Source organism: Endozoicomonas sp. NE40 (assembly GCF_040549045.1).
Taxonomy (GTDB): Bacteria; Pseudomonadota; Gammaproteobacteria; order Pseudomonadales; family Endozoicomonadaceae; genus Endozoicomonas_A; species Endozoicomonas_A lisbonensis.
Window position 1 is genome coordinate 1,109,245 of sequence record NZ_JBEWTB010000002.1, and the last position, 15,518, is coordinate 1,124,762.

Here is a 15,518-nt window from a genome sequence, read left to right on the forward strand (position 1 = left end):
ACCATTCATAAAAAATAAAGTTGCAATGGTAGCAATGCCATTACCAATCAGCCAGAGCACATCGTTTCCTTTGCACAAAAAAAACGGCACTCAAAAGGTGCCGTTCTGTCATCATCGATGGCACACCACTCTAATGTACGTCTTTCCAGTACTCCCGCTTGAGGAGGAAAGTAAAGATAAAGAGCAGTATCAGGAACAGCATCACATAAATACCCAGCTGCTGACGCTGTGCCTTCATTGGCTCTGCCGAATAAGCCAGGAAATTAACCAGATCGTACATCGCCTGGTCGTATTCTGACGGAGTCATAGAGCCTTTTCGTTCAGGGTCAACCGTCAGCCCACAGACTGCCTGACCAGTCAGTGGATCACGCTTCGTAGGGTCTTCACCATTACAGCTATCCAGCTGCACACCCTGCAACTCCAGTAGCGCATGGGGCATACCAACATCCGGGAACACCTTGTTATTCACACCCCAGGGGCGCTTGGGGTCTTCATAGAATGTTTTCAGGTAGGTATAGACCCAGTCTTCCCCCCGTACACGAGTGACCATGGTCAAATCCGGTGGTGCCGCACCAAACCAGACCTTGGCATCTTCTCTTGCCATGGCATTGGTCATCAGGTCACCAATCCTGGCATCTTTATTAAATACCAGATTTTCCATCATCAGATCATGGGGTATACCCAGGTCATCAGCCACCCGTTCATAGCGCTGAAACTCCGTGGAATGGCAACCACTGCAATAGTTCTGGTAAAGCGCTGCCCCGCGCTGCAAAGATGGCTTGTCCGACGGATCAGTTTCGATTTTATCCAGGGGATAACCGCTACCGCCTGCTGAAAAAGCCAATACCGAATAAAAAGACAGCAACAGTGTAAGTATTGTTTTTTTCATCAGCCGGTCACCCTTTCAGGTACAGGTTTTGTTTTCTCCATCCTTGTATAGAACGGCATTAACAGGAAGAACGCAAAATAGAGTACGGTGCAAATCTGAGCGATCAATGTGTAGGTTTCTGTCGCAGGCTGAGTCCCAAGCCAGGTCAGAAGAATAAACACTAACGCAAAAGAGATAGTAGCTACCTTGCTGATAATTCCCTTATAACGAATCGACCTGACCCGACTGCGATCCAGCCAGGGCAGCACAAACAGAATGGCAATGGCTGCCCCCATTGCTATAAAGCCACCCAATTTCGAATCAATCGGCCCGACATCAAAAGTAATGGCCCGCAGAATGGAATAGAACGCGCCGAAATACCAGACAGGTGCAATATGTTCTGGTGTCTTCAGAGAATCAGCCATTTCAAAATTAGCATGCTCCAGGAAGAAGCCGCCCATCTCCGGCATAAAGAAAATCACGCCACAGAAGACAAACAGGAAAACCGCCACACCCACCAGATCTTTCACAGTGTAATAAGGGTGGAAAGGAATACCGTCCAGAGGAATACCGTCAGGCCCTTTGTTTTTCTTGATGTCGATGCCATCCGGATTATTGGAACCCACCTCATGCAGAGCGAGGATATGCAGCACAACCAGACCCAGAATCACGATAGGGAGGGCAACGACATGCAGGGCAAAAAAGCGATTCAGGGTAATGCCGGAGATCAGGAAGTCACCACGAATCCATTGTTGCAAATCAGCGCCAATCCATGGAATCGCACCAAACAGTGAGATAATGACCTGAGCGCCCCAGTAAGACATCTGTCCCCATGGCAGCATATAGCCCATAAAGGCTTCGGCCATCAGGGCCAGATAAATCGCCATACCAAATATCCAGATCAACTCCCTCGGTGTCTGGTAGGAACCATAGAGAAGTCCCCGGAACATATGACAATAAACCACAATAAAGAAGAATGAGGCACCGGTTGAATGCATGTAGCGAATCAGCCAGCCATATTCAACATCACGCATGATGTACTCAACGGAAGCAAAGGCTTTTTCCGCGTCCGGCACATAACTCATGGTCAGCCAGATACCGGTCAGCAACTGATTAACCAGCACCAGTAAAGCCAGTGAGCCGAAGAAATACCAGACATTAAAATTTTTCGGCGCATAATATTTGGCCAGATGGTCTTCCCAGGCTCGTACCACAGGAAGCCGGTCATTGACCCAGTTCAGCAGACTATTCATCATGCATTCTCCTTATCCTTGCCAATGATGATGACCATGTCGCTTTCATAGCTGTAGGGCGGCACCACGAGGTTTGTAGGAGCAGGTACACTTTTATAAACGCGGCCAGCCAGGTCAAATTTCGAGCCATGACAGGGGCAGTGATACCCCCCTTTCCAGTCGGAGTCGAACTCCATGGGCTTAACTTCAGGCAGGTACTTGGGAGAACAGCCAAGATGGGTACACAGACCAACCACAATAAGATACTCGTCTTTGATTGAACGGTATTCGTTTTTAGCGTAATCGGGTTGTTCTGATTTATCGGAATCCGGATCCCGGACTTTTGAGTCAACCTCGCGGATTTCCTGCAACATATCCGGGGTTCGACGAACCACAAAAACGGGCTTGCCCCGCCACTCTACTACAATCTGCTGTCCCGGCTCGAGCTTGCTGAGATTTACCTTCACGGGAGCACCTGCGGCTTTTGCCTTGGCGCTTGGGTTCCATGATTTGATAAAAGGTATCGCAACCCCGACAGCTCCGGCAGCCCCCACCACCGAAGTTGCAGCCACGAGAAAGCGGCGTCGGCCAGTGTTTACGCCGTTGTCACTCATTAACCTACTCTCCCCATCCGGGCAATTTCGCCCATTGACTTCTTTTTGTTCATGGGTGGGATATTAGCAGGGAGTTAAGAGATGATGACTCTTGTTGAAAAAAAAACACCGGTTTTCAGGTACTTTTTTCTTCATCCCCCGTTCTCACCATTCTGTATTATTACCTATCCACTAAGCGTGGTGGTACGTAATGATACTGCTTTTAGTGCTTTCTAAAAAGGCTTGTCTTTGTATTTTGTAAGGCTTTATACCGTTCTCAGCCAGACGACGTTGGTTATCGTACTTTTGTACCTGCCGTAGAGCGCCAGTGAAACGTGCGTTTCGCGATGCATTCAATGTTTCCCAGGCCTTGTGAAGCAGGAAAATGACACTATAAAAAAATATCAAAATAAGAATTTTGAATGACGAGGTTAGCACTACCACCAGATCCCCTCAGCGACCAAAAGCCCCCCTTCTTTGAGCAATTTCGTTTGATCAGGTACTTGACGGACCAATAGGCAGGTTGGAGCGAGCGATTATACTCATCAGCTTCAGGTGAAGTTTTGATCATATAAATCCGTTGGATTTCCATTGCTGTAGGACATTCTAAAAAAGGATGCCTCACGTATAAGTAATTGTTGAACCCACTTGGTAGCTTGTTGAGTCTGGGTAGGCTCAGTCCAAATTTCTTTGCCCTCAGCCTCCCAGCTGGTTGCTTGTCCCATAAGCAACACAGGAAACAGATGCATCTCACAACATAGACCAGACCACGGGTCACACACATAGAAATCCTGATCCATGTAATACTGGAAATCATTCAAAGTCATCTTGGAAGGAAGCTCTCTGGCAAGCACGATAAAAGAATGACCACATCCCTTAGCAAGCCAGATATTGGGAATACGCAGTTGAATCCCCTGCCAGAGAGCTACTATAGCGTACTCAGCACAGTTTCCAGCTCTTTGCCGGGGATCACTTGCGAACAGCAGCTGTATCCTCTCGGAATAGTGCTGATGTTTTCTCAGGGATGCTATTCTATATCCAGCCTTAACGGCACTTTCCAGGCGCTCTTGCTTCTTTAGTGGTGAAGCATGTCCATAGGCATCAGAATAGATTTTGTTACTTGATTTTAAGGATCCCCTGAAAAAATTCCGCGCGAAGGTTAATAGTAGATTTGCGTTTTGCATTTCATTCATTATCCGATCACCAGTTATTCAGAATTAATGCTTCGGACAATTTTTCAGTCAGAGGCGGCCATGAGAGAATTCAACGAAAATAGAGCCCCCCTCTCTGCTCGCTGACCTGTCTCCCTCATGAACAACATAGCTAAGATCGATCTGGACACCATGCTCAATGTCAAAAAGCCACAGAAGACTTTCATCTGCCAATTGCTTTAACGCTCATATTGTTCAGGGTAAAGCCACTTTTCTCTACATGAGTCGCATTTTTCAATAATCTGTTTTGTTGACGCAAAAAAAATGCCTGCATAAAGCAGGCATTTTTTTTGCGTGCGTTCCCGAAACGGGAACGCCAGAAAAACGTCCGGAGACGTATTCCCATTAACGCTTGGAGAACTGAGGACGCTTACGCGCTTTGCGCAGACCAACCTTCTTACGTTCAACTTCACGAGCATCACGGGTAACGTAACCCGCTTTGCGCAGAGTAGGACGCAGGGATTCGTCGTACTGCATCAGAGCACGGGTGATACCGTGACGGATAGCACCAGCCTGACCAGAACCACCACCACCGGAAACGGTGATTTTGATGTCGAACTTCTCGAGCAGTTCAGTCAGCTCCAGAGGCTGACGTACTACCATGCGAGCAGTTTCACGACCAAAGTACTCGTCCAGGGAGCGACCGTTAACAACGATGCTGCCAGAGCCAGACTTCAGAAATACGCGAGCGGTAGAAGACTTACGACGTCCAGTACCGTAGTATTGTGTCACAGACATGACTACCCCCGATTAAATTTCCAGTTGCTTTGGCTGCTGTGCAGTGTGCTTGTGCTCGGCACCAGCGTACACTTTCAGCTTGCTGAACATAGCGCGACCCAGAGGACCACGTGGCAGCATGCCTTTAACAGCAGTTTCGATAACCATCTCTGGCTTGTGAGCGATCAGCTTTTCGAAGCTCATGGACTTCAGGCCGCCAACATAACCAGTATGACGATGGTACATCTTATCAGTAGCTTTACGGCCAGATACGTGTACCTTCTCAGCGTTTACAACAACGATGTAGTCGCCGGTGTCAACGTGAGGGGTGTATTCAGGCTTGTGCTTACCGCGCAGACGGGAAGCAATCTCGGTAGCCAGACGACCCAGGGTTTTGCCCTCAGCGTCTACTACGTACCAGTCACGTTTTACAGTTTCTGGCTTTGCACTAAAAGTTTTCATTAAATTCGCCTCAAGAGTATTACAGATGCAATACCTGTTCTTACTTGGCCGTTCCTGCGCAGCGTGAACCTTGCAGAATTAGAAACCAGGCTAATAGTTCCCGAATCGGCCTGCTCAAACATTGGGCGCTCAATTGGGAAACGGGAGCCGTATTATAGCGGCTGAAAACAGGAAAAAAACCCCTGTTGAGGTAATTATCTGGACAAATTAGCCAATTACGGATAGCGCCGGGTAAAATATGACATTTATTGCTATTGAAATAATCACCTTTGCCACCGCCTGACCTGTAAAAGGCTTAACCTCCCTTTATTTGGATGGCAGAAAGGCCAGAACTGACATCAGCCCCACAAACCGCTAAAATCCCGCCAACCCCTGACAGACCTCAAGACTGGAACACTGCACAATGCGTGACTTTATTATTGCTCCCAGCATTCTTTCTGCCGATTTTGCCCGTCTGGGTGAAGAAGTAGATCAGGTAATTGAAGCCGGAGCTGACTGGGTTCACTTTGATGTAATGGACAACCACTATGTCCCGAACCTGACCATTGGCCCGATGGTCTGCAAGGCTCTGCGTAACCACGGTGTGACGGCCCCGATTGACGTACACCTGATGGTGAATCCGGTAGACCGCCTGATCCCGGATTTTATTGAAGCCGGTGCCAGTATGATTACCTTCCATCCGGAAGCATCCCACCACATCGACCGCACCCTGCAAATGATCCGTGAAAGTGGCTGCAAAGCCGGTCTGGTGCTGAACCCGGCCACCAGCCCGGACATTATTGAATACGTGATCGACAAGCTGGATATGGTTCTGCTGATGTCCGTAAACCCCGGCTTCGGCGGCCAGAAGTTTATTCCTACTACCCTGAAGAAGCTGCGCAGGGTTCGCAAAATTATTGATGACAGTGGTCTGGATATCCGTCTGGAAATTGATGGTGGCGTTGGCGTCCAGAATATCCGCCAGATTGCCGAAGCCGGTGCTGATGCATTTGTTGCAGGCTCTGCCATCTTTAATGCAGACGACTACAAAACCGTGATTGGCCAGATGCGTGAAGAACTGTCCAAGGCTGATCCGGTTTAATTTCACGGGTCTGTCCACAAACGCTATTCACAGACACCATCCACAGACGCTATCAGGTAGAAGAAAGACATGAAACTGACTGAATTCACGGCAGGCAACCTGCCACTACTGATCATGTACGATCTGGACGGAACGCTGGTCGACAGCGTTCCGGATCTGGCCATCTCCATTGATGCCATGCTGGACGATATGAACCTGCCCAAAGCGGGTGAAGACAAGGTCCGTCTGTGGGTGGGCAACGGTATTCCATCGCTGGTTAAGCGCGCCCTGGTTGATGACATGGCGGGCGACCAGCCAGGTATTGTTAACCGTGACGTGTTTGTGAAAGCCTACGACAATTTCAAGCACCACTATGCTATCGAAGTGGGTCAGCACAGCCACCTCTATCCAGGTGTCAAAGACTTCCTTCAGGCTATGGCTGACAAAGGTGTAAAGCAGGCTGTTGTGACCAACAAGTCCGAGATTTTCACTGAAAAGCTGTTAAAACTGATGGGCATTGATCACTTTTTCGAAATCAGTCTGGGCGGAGACAGTCTGGATGAGCAAAAGCCTCATCCTCTGCCGCTGCTGCATGCCATTAAAAAGGCTGAGGCCAGCCCGGATACAGCCCTGATGATTGGCGACTCCAGCAATGATATCAAGGCCGCCCGGGCTGCCGGTGTGAAAGTGATTGCCCTGCCCTATGGTTACAATCACGGCGAGCCGATTGAAACATCGAATCCGGATCTGATTGTTCCAACCCTTGACAGGCTGCTCTGAACCTCGCCTCTGTCGACCCTCTGGCATCCTATTGTCAGAGGGTCGACAACCCCATTCCTGATTACACCTGTTCTTCCATAGACTATTCTTCCATAGACTGTCCTTTCCCTGGCTCAGCAGGACATAAAAGGAAAGCTGTCGGCAAAACACTCACAGACCCAATCCTTAAGCCTCACTTTTCATTTAATACAGAGCAAACCGATGACCTTCGATGTGATTGTGGCAGGCCGAAATGTAATCGACCTGTTTGTAGTACTACCTGAAGAGTACGTTCAGGGTCGCAAGCACGAAGTGAACAGCGTCCTGATTCAGGGCGGGGCTCCTGCCGCCAATGGTGCCTGCGGTCTGACATCGCTGGGGTTAAAAACCGCCTTTCTTGGTTTCCTTGGCAACAATATCCAGAGCGACATTGTCCGTTCAGAACTGGTTCGCTGGGGTGTTGAAACAGGTCTTATGCTGACAGCCCCGTCTGCGGCTCCAGCCCTTGCCTTTATAGAAGTAGATCCTGATTCCGGGGAGCGAACCGTGTTTTACTCGACACAAAACTATCGCCCCCTCACACCTGCCGATATCAAGCCGGAATGGTTGAACAACACCCGCCTGCTGTTTATCGACTGCTATGACGCTGAAGGCGTTATTGCCCTGCTGCAAGTGGCCAGAGAAAAAGGCATTCCTTCCGTCCTCGATATGGAAGCGGGTCACATCTCGCACCTGAAAACGATGTTGGCGCTGGGAAGCCACATTATTCTTCCACTCGAAGCTGCGCAGTTTATTACCCATGAGCAAAGGGCAGAATCCTGCCTGCACCAGTTAAGCCAGATGACCGATGCCCAGCTGGTGATTACAGATGGCACCAACGGCAGCTGGGCATCAGAACACGGTACCATTATTCATCAACCCAGCTTCGAGGTGGCTGTTGTAGACACCACAGGCTGCGGTGATGCCTATCATGCCGCTTATGCCTATGGCCTTCTGGAAAACTTCGGGCTGGCACAGAGAATGAAATTTGCCTCGGCATTTGCAGCCATTGTTGCTACCTATCTGGGCGGCAGAACGTATTTTCCAACACCTGATGAAGTGCGTTTGTTTATCCAGAGCCGTGAAATTGAACTGAGGATTCCTGACAGCTGCACCGAACCTGAAGAGGCAGTCGGTGAACAGCCAAGAGGAAGCTGTATTCTTTGAAGCAAAGCCACGCCTCACAACAGCCCGTGCTGGATACTTACGTACGCTTATGCGGACATTTGCAATACACACAACAGTCGTATACCCTTCCAACTTCGAAGATACTTTATAAGCTATTTTCAAGCTGCTCAATTCAATGCCAGCCCCCGATTACTGGCAAGATCCAACTGACATAGCGTGGAGTCAACAGTGAATCACTGTGACATGGTGCCAAACAGCCCTTCCTCCCAAGCTATCCCTTCCTGGCGATGGTCTGTCTGGCCTTGTGCCTGAAATTTCCCTGACCAAGTGTCGTACCCCGTTTTATAAGCAGCCCCAGTGCTGACAAGCATCACCAACAGTGATGACCACTGCAAAACAAACCGTTACTGACAAGAGACTGTTATGACGCCTGAAGCTTTCGTGCGTCTGGCCCGTGAAGGATACAATCGCATTCCCGTAACCCGGGAAATCCTTGCGGACCTGGACACACCTTTAACCACTTATCTCAAACTGGCCAATGGTCGCTATTCCTATCTGCTGGAGTCTGTTGAAGGCGGAGAAAAGTGGGGTCGCTACTCAATGATCGGCCTGCCCTGCCGCAGTGTTCTCAGGGTTCACGGGCATACCATTACTCTCGAAACGGACGGTGAAATCGTCGAGCGCCATGAAAGCGATGACCCTCTGGCTTTTATTAATGACTTTAAAGATCGTTATAAAATGCCAGAACTGCCAGAGCTGCCCCGCTTTACCGGCGGACTGGTGGGTTACTTTGCTTACGACACCGTCCGTTATATTGAACCCCGCCTGAAACACTCCGCCCCCCACGATGAACTCGGAACCCCCGATATTCTGCTGATGATTTCCGATGAACTGGTGGTGTTCGATAACCTCAGCGGCAAACTGATTCTGGTTACTCACGCTGACGCTTCCGACGAGGCGGCGCTTGCCAAAGCCGAGTACCGGCTCGACGATCTGGTTCGCCGCTTGCAGACTACCAACGTTCAGGCACCCGTTCAGGCATCTCTGAACCCTGTCACAGAAGAAGACTTCCAGTCTGGTTTTGGCGAAGCACCTTTCAAGGCTGCTGTAGAGACTATCCGCCAGTACATTCTGGCAGGTGATGCCATGCAGGTCGTGCCTTCCCAGCGTATGACCATCCCTTACGACAGTTCTCCACTGAACCTGTACCGCGCCCTGCGCAGTACTAACCCGTCGCCGTATATGTATTACATGGATCTGGGGGATTTCCACGTTGTAGGCTCATCGCCGGAAATCCTTGCACGTCTGGAAGACGGAGAGATCACTGTTCGCCCAATTGCCGGTACCCGAAAACGGGGTGAAACCGAAGAAAAGGACCGGGCTCTGGAACAGGAACTGCTGAACGACCCCAAGGAACTCGCTGAACACCTGATGCTGATCGATCTTGGTAGAAACGACGTTGGTCGTGTGGCTCAAACCGGCTCCGTGACCCTGACCGACAAAATGATTGTCGAACGTTACTCCCATGTCATGCATATTGTGTCCAACGTCACTGGTCACCTGAAACCGGGGCTGGATGCGATCGACGTACTCAAGGCGACCCTGCCCGCTGGCACCCTCAGCGGAGCCCCAAAAGTACGTGCCATGGAAATCATTGATGAACTGGAACCTGTGAAGCGCGGTGTCTACGGTGGTGCTGTGGGCTATCTTGGCTGGAACGGTAATATGGATACCGCCATTGCCATCCGAACGGCGGTTATCAAAGATCGTCAACTACATGTTCAGGCCGGTGCTGGCGTTGTTGCAGACTCGGTGCCAGAACTGGAATGGAAAGAAACCATGAATAAAGGCAGGGCTCTGTTCCGTGCCGTTGCCATGGCTCAAACCGGTTTCACGCACAGTTCTGAACATAACGTCCGCCAGGCCACCAGCATTCCGGAGAACCAGTAATATGCTGTTAATGATCGACAACTACGACTCCTTTACCTGGAATCTGGTGCAATACTTTGGTGAACTGGGTGCCAGGGTTGAAGTGCATCGTAACGACGAAATCACGATCGCTGATATTGAAAAGCTCAACCCGGAACGGATTGTTATTTCACCCGGCCCCTGCACACCCAATGAAGCCGGTGTTTCCATGGAAACTATTCGCCGCTTTCAGGGTGAATTACCGATACTGGGCGTCTGCCTCGGACACCAGAGCATCGGACAGGTATACGGCGGTAAAGTGGTCAGGGCGCGTCAGGTGATGCATGGCAAAACCTCTCCCATTTATCACAAAAACGAAGGCGTTTTTGCCGGGCTGCCAGACCCTGTCACTACCACCCGCTACCACTCCCTGATCATTGAAAAAGAATCACTGCCAGATTGTCTGGAAGTTACGGCATGGACACAGTTTGATGACGGCCGGGAAGATGAAATCATGGGTGTGCGTCACAAGACACTGCCTGTCGAAGGGGTACAGTTCCATCCGGAGTCCATTATGACCCACCACGGTCATGACATACTGGCAAATTTTCTGAAGATCTGATTAGAGCAGCAACGATTTAAACAACTATTTAAACAACAAGGATTAGAGCAACCATCATGAATATAAAAGAAGCCATTTCACTGGCGGTACGAAACCTCGACCTGAGCCGTGACGAAATGATTGCCGTAATGCGTGACATCATGTCCGGTCAGTGCACCCAGAGTCAGATTGGCGCTTTCCTGACCGCCATGCGCATGAAAAGTGAGAGCATCGAGGAAATTACCGGTGCCACCACTGTACTGCGGGAAATGGCAACCCATGTGAATGTTAATGCCGACCATCTGGTCGATATTGTCGGTACCGGCGGTGATGGCGCGCATCTGTTTAATGTCTCCACAGCGTCGTCTCTGGTCGCGGCAGCCGCTGGCGCCCATGTGGCCAAACACGGTAACCGGGGCGTATCCAGTTCCAGCGGCAGCGCAGACCTGCTGGAGCGCAGCGGGGTTAACCTGAATATTTCTCCGGCACAGGTAGCCCGTTGTATTGAGGAAATTGGTGTTGGCTTTATGTTCGCACCTGCACACCACGCCGCTACCAAAAATGTGGCTGTTATCCGTAAAGAGCTGGGCATCCGCACCTTCTTCAACATTCTTGGCCCAATGTCCAACCCGGCCGGTGTACCCAACCTGGTGATTGGTGTGTTTACCCAGGAACTGTGTCGCCCCATGGCTGAAGTACTGAAAGAGATGGGTAATAAACACGTGATGGTGGTTCATTCCCAGGATGGTCTGGATGAAATCAGTATTGCCAGCGAAACCTTTGTTGTCGAACTGAAAGAGGGCAACATTTCTGAAACCGTGATCAAGCCCGAAGACTTTGATATTGAGTCACGAAGCCTGATCGGACTGAGCGTTGAAGATTCTGCAGAATCTCTGGAACTGATTCGCAATGCCCTCGGTAAACGTGACAGTATCAATGCCAGAAAAGCCGCCGATATGATTGCCCTGAATGCCGGTGCCGCTATTTATGTCTCCGGTGTGACCCAGACCATGCAGCAGGGGGTTGCCATGGCTCAGGATATCATTGACAGCGGTCAGGCTCTGGAAAAACTGCATGAATTGTCTACCTTTACCAGCGCTCTGGCTGAATAACAGGCTAGCGGATTAACAGGAATGTCTATGTCTACCCCTACTATTCTCACGACCATCGTCGAACGCAAGTTTGAAGAGATTGCTGAACGACAAAAGTCGCTTTCTCCTGATGAAGTGGTGGCCAGAGCCCGGGCTGCCATTCCGGCCCGGGGCTTTGCAAACAGTCTGGAACAGCGTACCTCGAACGGCCAGGCGGGAATTATTGCAGAAATCAAAAAAGCCTCTCCCAGCAAAGGTGTGATCCGGGAAAACTTTCATCCCGCCGACATCGCCAGAAGCTATGAGCAGGCGGGAGCCAGTTGTCTGTCTGTTCTGACGGACAGCGACTTTTTTCAGGGCTCTGAGCAATACCTGCAGGAGGCACGTGATGCCTGCTCCCTGCCGGTTCTGCGTAAAGACTTTATGGTTGACGTATGGCAGATCTACGAGTCCCGGATGCTGGGCGCCGACTGTATACTGCTGATCGTCGCCTGCCTGACCGATGAGCAGCTGGTTGAAATGAGCAGCGTCGCCCTTGATCTGGGTATGGACGTTCTGGTGGAAGTCCACGGTGCAGAAGAACTCAGACGAGCGTTGCCTCTGCAGGGTACCCTGCTTGGCATCAATAACCGTAACCTGCACACATTTGAAGTCACCCTGGATAATACCTTTGAGCTGCTGTCTTCTATTCCCGCAGATCGCAAGGTTATTACTGAAAGTGGTATTCACAGCGTTGAAGATGTTGATGCCATGTTTGCCCGAGGCGTTACCAGCTTTCTGGTCGGGGAAGCCTTTATGCGACAGGATAATCCCGGTGATGGTCTGAAAACCTTGTTTGGACACCGTCTGTGACTGCTCCCCAACTAAGAGGCTATCGCAAACCCAATTTTGCGTAGGTTGGGTAGAACGCAGTGAAACCCAACACCCAAGAGTATCGGGTATGTTGGGTTTCGCGTTGCTCTACCCAACCTACAAATCTAGATTTCTGCGACAGTCTCCTAAAGTTGGGGGCGGTCACGCCAGATAACATCTGCTTATCCACCTACAGCAAGCCCCTTAGCTTTGCAAGGCCATAAGCATTTACAGTTGTAGCATCTTTTATTTTTCCATTAATTATCATGGACTCAAATTCTTTGATATTGAATTTTTGAGAAATCAGCCCTTCTTCCTCAATATCTAAATTTTTACTTCCAGCCTTTAAATCAGTAGCCAGGTAGATGTGATAGCCCTGGTTTGAAAATCCATAAGCTAAGTATTGATGTCCAACATACTTCATTCTTCCCGCAATAAGTCCAGTTTCTTCCTTTAATTCACCAGTAGCCAGTGAAAGGTGATCTGCATCAGGCTCACTCTCCCAAGCCCCTTGTGGTAGTTCCCACCACCTGCCTTTAACAGGATAACGATATTGTTCTACCAAATAAATATACTGATCTTGTATAGGAAGAATTACCGCAAAATCAGATTTATCAACAACACCAAAAATCCCTTCCTGACCACTATTTCTGAGAATTTTATCCTCACGTACGCTCATCCATTTGTTTGAATAAACCGTTCTACTTTCTAAAGTTTTGATTTCCATTGAGCGTATTCCTCAGACTCATCACGCCTGGTTAAGCCGCCGCCGAAGGCAGCCGGGGGGAGGGCAAAACCCCGGAACGAAGAACTGGAGCCATTTGTTATATGCGTGCTTAACTTTTGGCAAAACTCTCAAGTGCCTGACCTTGCAAGCGATACCCAACCCATTCACTTTGTGATTTCGCACCAATTGATTCATAGAATTTTATAGCTGGCTCGTTCCAATCTAATACTGACCATTCAAACCTGCCACAATTATATTCAACAGCTAATTGCGCTAAATGTTTGAGCATTTTTTTACCAGCTCCACAACCACGAAACTCAGGGCTGACATATAAATCTTCAAGGTATAAACCGTTTTTCCCAAGCCACGTTGAAAAATTCAAGAAGTACACTGCGAATCCAACAGGCTTACCACCGTAAAGACAAATTACAGCTTCTGTTGTTGTGCTTTCATCAAATAGATTTTTCTCTATATCTTCGACTGTGGCTATAACTTCATTCTCAGCTTTTTCATATATTGCCAGCTCTTTTACAAAGCTAAGAATAAGGCTAGCATCATCAATATTTGCTTTTCTAATCTGTACTTCTGACACTTATTTCTCCGATATTTTTAATTTTCATTTTATTCCTATTGCTTCTTTTTATTGGCTATGTGCATAACGTTTGTAGTCTGTACACACAGGAAAACCATTTATATAACTGATTTCCCTGTGTGCGCATTATAATTTCATAGCCCTGTCACTCCAGCAAATAATATCGTTAACTGAAGGAAAAGGTAGCTGTAGTGTGCCTGAGTAAGCAAATATCTGACAGGCGTTTACCATTTTATATTATTCCCCGTCATCCCCGCCTTCACGGGGATGACGTTGGAGCATTTTTATCGGTCACTTCACTACCCCACAGGCAATTCTGGCACCGCCCCCACCCATTGGCGGATTATCGGAGTAGTTATCTCCTCCCTCATGAATCATCAATGAACGTCCTTTGACTTCAGACAGTTTTTAAACGCCTTGCCACCACCGGCGACCTGGCAAACCCTTTTTCATCAACCATCAGGACCGGAAGGTCTCCTTTATGGCCGTCGCCTTCAGGGCCAGCATGCCGACCGGTTTTATCAGGGTCATAATGACCACCCGCTGCAAGGGCTGCAACCATCTTGCCGTCCTTTTCAGCCGGCTCACACGACGGGTTTTCGTGAACATGAAAACCGTGTTCGCCCGGCACAAGGTCGTGCAAATCCGGTGTAAATTGCAATCCGCTCGACACTTCTTCCAGAGTAATGGTGCCAATCTCAGGGCCAATACCGTCGGGCGTTACCCGGTTCATGACCACCTCTACTGAATTATCAGAAGAACACCCAGCCAGAATGGCAACGGTGAGCAACGAAGCCCTGAAAGGCATAGACAGGGGCAGATACAGATTGGTGACTTTCATAGCCAGCCTCTTCGTGATTACCATCAGCAAATATAGCCAGCTATGAACTGTCTACCAATGAAAAACTCAGCGTGTTCCAAACACCACCATGGTTTTACCTTTAACAGAAATCAGCCCCTGAGCCTCCAGGTCTTTCAGGACCCGCCCCACCATTTCACGGGAACAACCGACAATGCGGCCAATTTCCTGCCGGGTAATCTTGATTTGCATACCATCCGGATGAGTCATGGCATCAGGCTGTTTGCACAAATCCAGCAGCGTTCTTGCTACACGACCACTGACGTCCAGAAAGGCCAGGTCACCAACCTTCTGTGTCGTTTCCTTCAGTCGATTCACCAACTGTCCGGACAGTACCAGCAACAGTCCCGGATCTTCCTTAATCAGGCCATAAAACTGGTCGTAACTGACTTCAACCACCTCACAGGCTGACCTGGCCTTGATCCAGGCACTTCTTGGAGCCCGGTTCTCACCAAACTTTTCATCGGACTGTTTATCGAACTCTTCATCAAACAAGCCCATCTCACCAAAGTACTGTCCCGGATTCAGGTAGGTGACAATCATTTCCCGTCCGTCGGTGTCTTCAATCACGACAGACACGGTACCCTGGATGATGTAGTAGATGGAGGATGAGGCTTCACCAGCACAGAGGATTGTGCTTCTGGGTCTATAGTTCTTGCGTTTCCCTACTGACAGAAACTTATCCATTCTGCTATCTGACTGCGCAATCATTGTCATTGTATTCTTCCAGACTCTTATTATCTTTATTCTGAAATAAAAGAAATACCAGGTGAGTCAATGCATAGAACCCAACCCGTACACTTTACTGGTTCCGGTTAA

18 protein-coding genes are annotated in these 15,518 nt (G+C 49.2%); 7 read left to right on the forward strand and 11 right to left on the reverse strand.

Going from position 1 to position 15,518, the window contains the following annotated elements; all coding sequences use genetic code 11:
• Positions 1-130: 130 nt before the first annotated feature.
• The 6 genes from V5J35_RS05915 to rplM all read right to left on the reverse strand — a co-directional run bounded on the left by V5J35_RS05915 (position 131) and on the right by rplM (position 5,083).
• Entirely contained in the window at positions 131-889 is a 759-nt protein-coding gene (locus V5J35_RS05915) for a cytochrome c1 (RefSeq protein ID WP_354010360.1), read from the reverse strand.
• A complete protein-coding gene (locus V5J35_RS05920; RefSeq protein ID WP_354010361.1) occupies positions 889-2,124 on the reverse strand; it encodes a cytochrome b in 1,236 nt (411 codons plus the stop codon). Before V5J35_RS05920 ends, V5J35_RS05915 begins: the two co-directional genes overlap by 1 nt.
• Positions 2,121-2,714, reverse strand: coding sequence for a ubiquinol-cytochrome c reductase iron-sulfur subunit (gene petA / locus V5J35_RS05925; protein ID WP_354010362.1), 594 nt, complete (start codon positions 2,712-2,714; stop codon positions 2,121-2,123). Before petA ends, V5J35_RS05920 begins: the two co-directional genes overlap by 4 nt.
• Before the next feature lie 530 nt (positions 2,715-3,244).
• Positions 3,245-3,886: a hypothetical protein gene (locus V5J35_RS05930; protein ID WP_354010363.1), complete on the reverse strand. Its 642-nt coding sequence runs from the start codon at positions 3,884-3,886 to the stop codon at positions 3,245-3,247.
• Between the two features lie 363 nt (positions 3,887-4,249).
• Positions 4,250-4,642, reverse strand: coding sequence for a 30S ribosomal protein S9 (gene rpsI, locus V5J35_RS05935; RefSeq protein ID WP_262566283.1), 393 nt, complete (start codon positions 4,640-4,642; stop codon positions 4,250-4,252).
• 12 nt (positions 4,643-4,654) lie between these two features.
• Complete coding sequence (gene rplM, locus V5J35_RS05940; RefSeq protein ID WP_262596735.1) at positions 4,655-5,083, reverse strand: 50S ribosomal protein L13; 429 nt, start codon at positions 5,081-5,083, stop codon at positions 4,655-4,657.
• Positions 5,084-5,486: 403 nt separating this feature from the next.
• Between rplM and rpe the strand changes: the two genes are divergently transcribed.
• From rpe to trpC, 7 genes are all read left to right on the forward strand, one after another.
• Positions 5,487-6,164, forward strand: a complete 678-nt coding sequence (gene rpe / locus V5J35_RS05945) for a ribulose-phosphate 3-epimerase (RefSeq protein ID WP_354010364.1) — start codon at positions 5,487-5,489, stop codon at positions 6,162-6,164.
• A gap of 69 nt (positions 6,165-6,233) precedes the next feature.
• Positions 6,234-6,923 (forward strand): phosphoglycolate phosphatase, encoded by a 690-nt coding sequence (locus tag V5J35_RS05950; RefSeq protein WP_354010365.1) that lies wholly within the window; start codon positions 6,234-6,236, stop codon positions 6,921-6,923.
• Positions 6,924-7,124: 201 nt separating this feature from the next.
• Positions 7,125-8,108: a carbohydrate kinase family protein gene (locus tag V5J35_RS05955; RefSeq protein ID WP_354010366.1), complete on the forward strand. Its 984-nt coding sequence runs from the start codon at positions 7,125-7,127 to the stop codon at positions 8,106-8,108.
• Positions 8,109-8,492: 384 nt separating this feature from the next.
• A complete protein-coding gene (trpE, locus tag V5J35_RS05960) occupies positions 8,493-10,019 on the forward strand; it encodes an anthranilate synthase component I (protein WP_354010367.1) in 1,527 nt (508 codons plus the stop codon).
• Between the two features lies 1 nt (position 10,020).
• On the forward strand, positions 10,021-10,599 hold the full coding sequence (locus V5J35_RS05965) for an aminodeoxychorismate/anthranilate synthase component II (protein WP_354010368.1): 579 nt from the start codon (positions 10,021-10,023) through the stop codon (positions 10,597-10,599).
• Positions 10,600-10,655: 56 nt separating this feature from the next.
• Positions 10,656-11,690 carry an anthranilate phosphoribosyltransferase gene (gene trpD, locus V5J35_RS05970; protein ID WP_354010369.1) on the forward strand — a complete coding sequence of 345 codons (1,035 nt, stop codon included), beginning with the start codon at positions 10,656-10,658 and terminating at the stop codon, positions 11,688-11,690.
• Between the two features lie 21 nt (positions 11,691-11,711).
• Positions 11,712-12,521, forward strand: coding sequence for an indole-3-glycerol phosphate synthase TrpC (gene trpC, locus V5J35_RS05975; protein WP_354010370.1), 810 nt, complete (start codon positions 11,712-11,714; stop codon positions 12,519-12,521).
• A gap of 190 nt (positions 12,522-12,711) precedes the next feature.
• Here trpC and V5J35_RS05980 read toward each other — a convergent pair whose 3' ends face one another.
• The 5 genes from V5J35_RS05980 to crp form a co-directional block, all read right to left on the reverse strand.
• Positions 12,712-13,248, reverse strand: coding sequence for an NUDIX hydrolase (locus V5J35_RS05980; RefSeq protein ID WP_354010371.1), 537 nt, complete (start codon positions 13,246-13,248; stop codon positions 12,712-12,714).
• 109 nt (positions 13,249-13,357) lie between these two features.
• Positions 13,358-13,840 carry a GNAT family N-acetyltransferase gene (locus tag V5J35_RS05985; RefSeq protein WP_354010372.1) on the reverse strand — a complete coding sequence of 161 codons (483 nt, stop codon included), beginning with the start codon at positions 13,838-13,840 and terminating at the stop codon, positions 13,358-13,360.
• Positions 13,841-14,131: 291 nt separating this feature from the next.
• A complete protein-coding gene (locus tag V5J35_RS05990) occupies positions 14,132-14,218 on the reverse strand; it encodes a hypothetical protein (protein ID WP_354016530.1) in 87 nt (28 codons plus the stop codon).
• A 19-nt stretch (positions 14,219-14,237) separates the two neighbouring features.
• Positions 14,238-14,681: a superoxide dismutase [Cu-Zn] SodC gene (sodC, locus tag V5J35_RS05995; RefSeq protein ID WP_354016290.1), complete on the reverse strand. Its 444-nt coding sequence runs from the start codon at positions 14,679-14,681 to the stop codon at positions 14,238-14,240.
• 66 nt (positions 14,682-14,747) lie between these two features.
• Positions 14,748-15,416: a cAMP-activated global transcriptional regulator CRP gene (crp, locus tag V5J35_RS06000; protein WP_354010374.1), complete on the reverse strand. Its 669-nt coding sequence runs from the start codon at positions 15,414-15,416 to the stop codon at positions 14,748-14,750.
• Positions 15,417-15,518 lie beyond the last annotated feature (102 nt).

Coding starts and splice junctions, on each gene's coding strand:
- V5J35_RS05915 (WP_354010360.1), bottom strand. CDS start 889: ATGAAAAAAACAATACTTACACTGTTGCTGTCTTTTTATTCGGTATTG.
- V5J35_RS05920 (WP_354010361.1), bottom strand. CDS start 2,124: ATGATGAATAGTCTGCTGAACTGGGTCAATGACCGGCTTCCTGTGGTA.
- petA (WP_354010362.1), bottom strand. CDS start 2,714: ATGAGTGACAACGGCGTAAACACTGGCCGACGCCGCTTTCTCGTGGCT.
- V5J35_RS05930 (WP_354010363.1), bottom strand. CDS start 3,886: ATGAATGAAATGCAAAACGCAAATCTACTATTAACCTTCGCGCGGAAT.
- rpsI (WP_262566283.1), bottom strand. CDS start 4,642: ATGTCTGTGACACAATACTACGGTACTGGACGTCGTAAGTCTTCTACC.
- rplM (WP_262596735.1), bottom strand. CDS start 5,083: ATGAAAACTTTTAGTGCAAAGCCAGAAACTGTAAAACGTGACTGGTAC.
- rpe (WP_354010364.1), top strand. CDS start 5,487: ATGCGTGACTTTATTATTGCTCCCAGCATTCTTTCTGCCGATTTTGCC.
- V5J35_RS05950 (WP_354010365.1), top strand. CDS start 6,234: ATGAAACTGACTGAATTCACGGCAGGCAACCTGCCACTACTGATCATG.
- V5J35_RS05955 (WP_354010366.1), top strand. CDS start 7,125: ATGACCTTCGATGTGATTGTGGCAGGCCGAAATGTAATCGACCTGTTT.
- trpE (WP_354010367.1), top strand. CDS start 8,493: ATGACGCCTGAAGCTTTCGTGCGTCTGGCCCGTGAAGGATACAATCGC.
- V5J35_RS05965 (WP_354010368.1), top strand. CDS start 10,021: ATGCTGTTAATGATCGACAACTACGACTCCTTTACCTGGAATCTGGTG.
- trpD (WP_354010369.1), top strand. CDS start 10,656: ATGAATATAAAAGAAGCCATTTCACTGGCGGTACGAAACCTCGACCTG.
- trpC (WP_354010370.1), top strand. CDS start 11,712: ATGTCTATGTCTACCCCTACTATTCTCACGACCATCGTCGAACGCAAG.
- V5J35_RS05980 (WP_354010371.1), bottom strand. CDS start 13,248: ATGGAAATCAAAACTTTAGAAAGTAGAACGGTTTATTCAAACAAATGG.
- V5J35_RS05990 (WP_354016530.1), bottom strand. CDS start 14,218: ATGATTCATGAGGGAGGAGATAACTACTCCGATAATCCGCCAATGGGT.
- sodC (WP_354016290.1), bottom strand. CDS start 14,681: ATGAAAGTCACCAATCTGTATCTGCCCCTGTCTATGCCTTTCAGGGCT.
- crp (WP_354010374.1), bottom strand. CDS start 15,416: ATGACAATGATTGCGCAGTCAGATAGCAGAATGGATAAGTTTCTGTCA.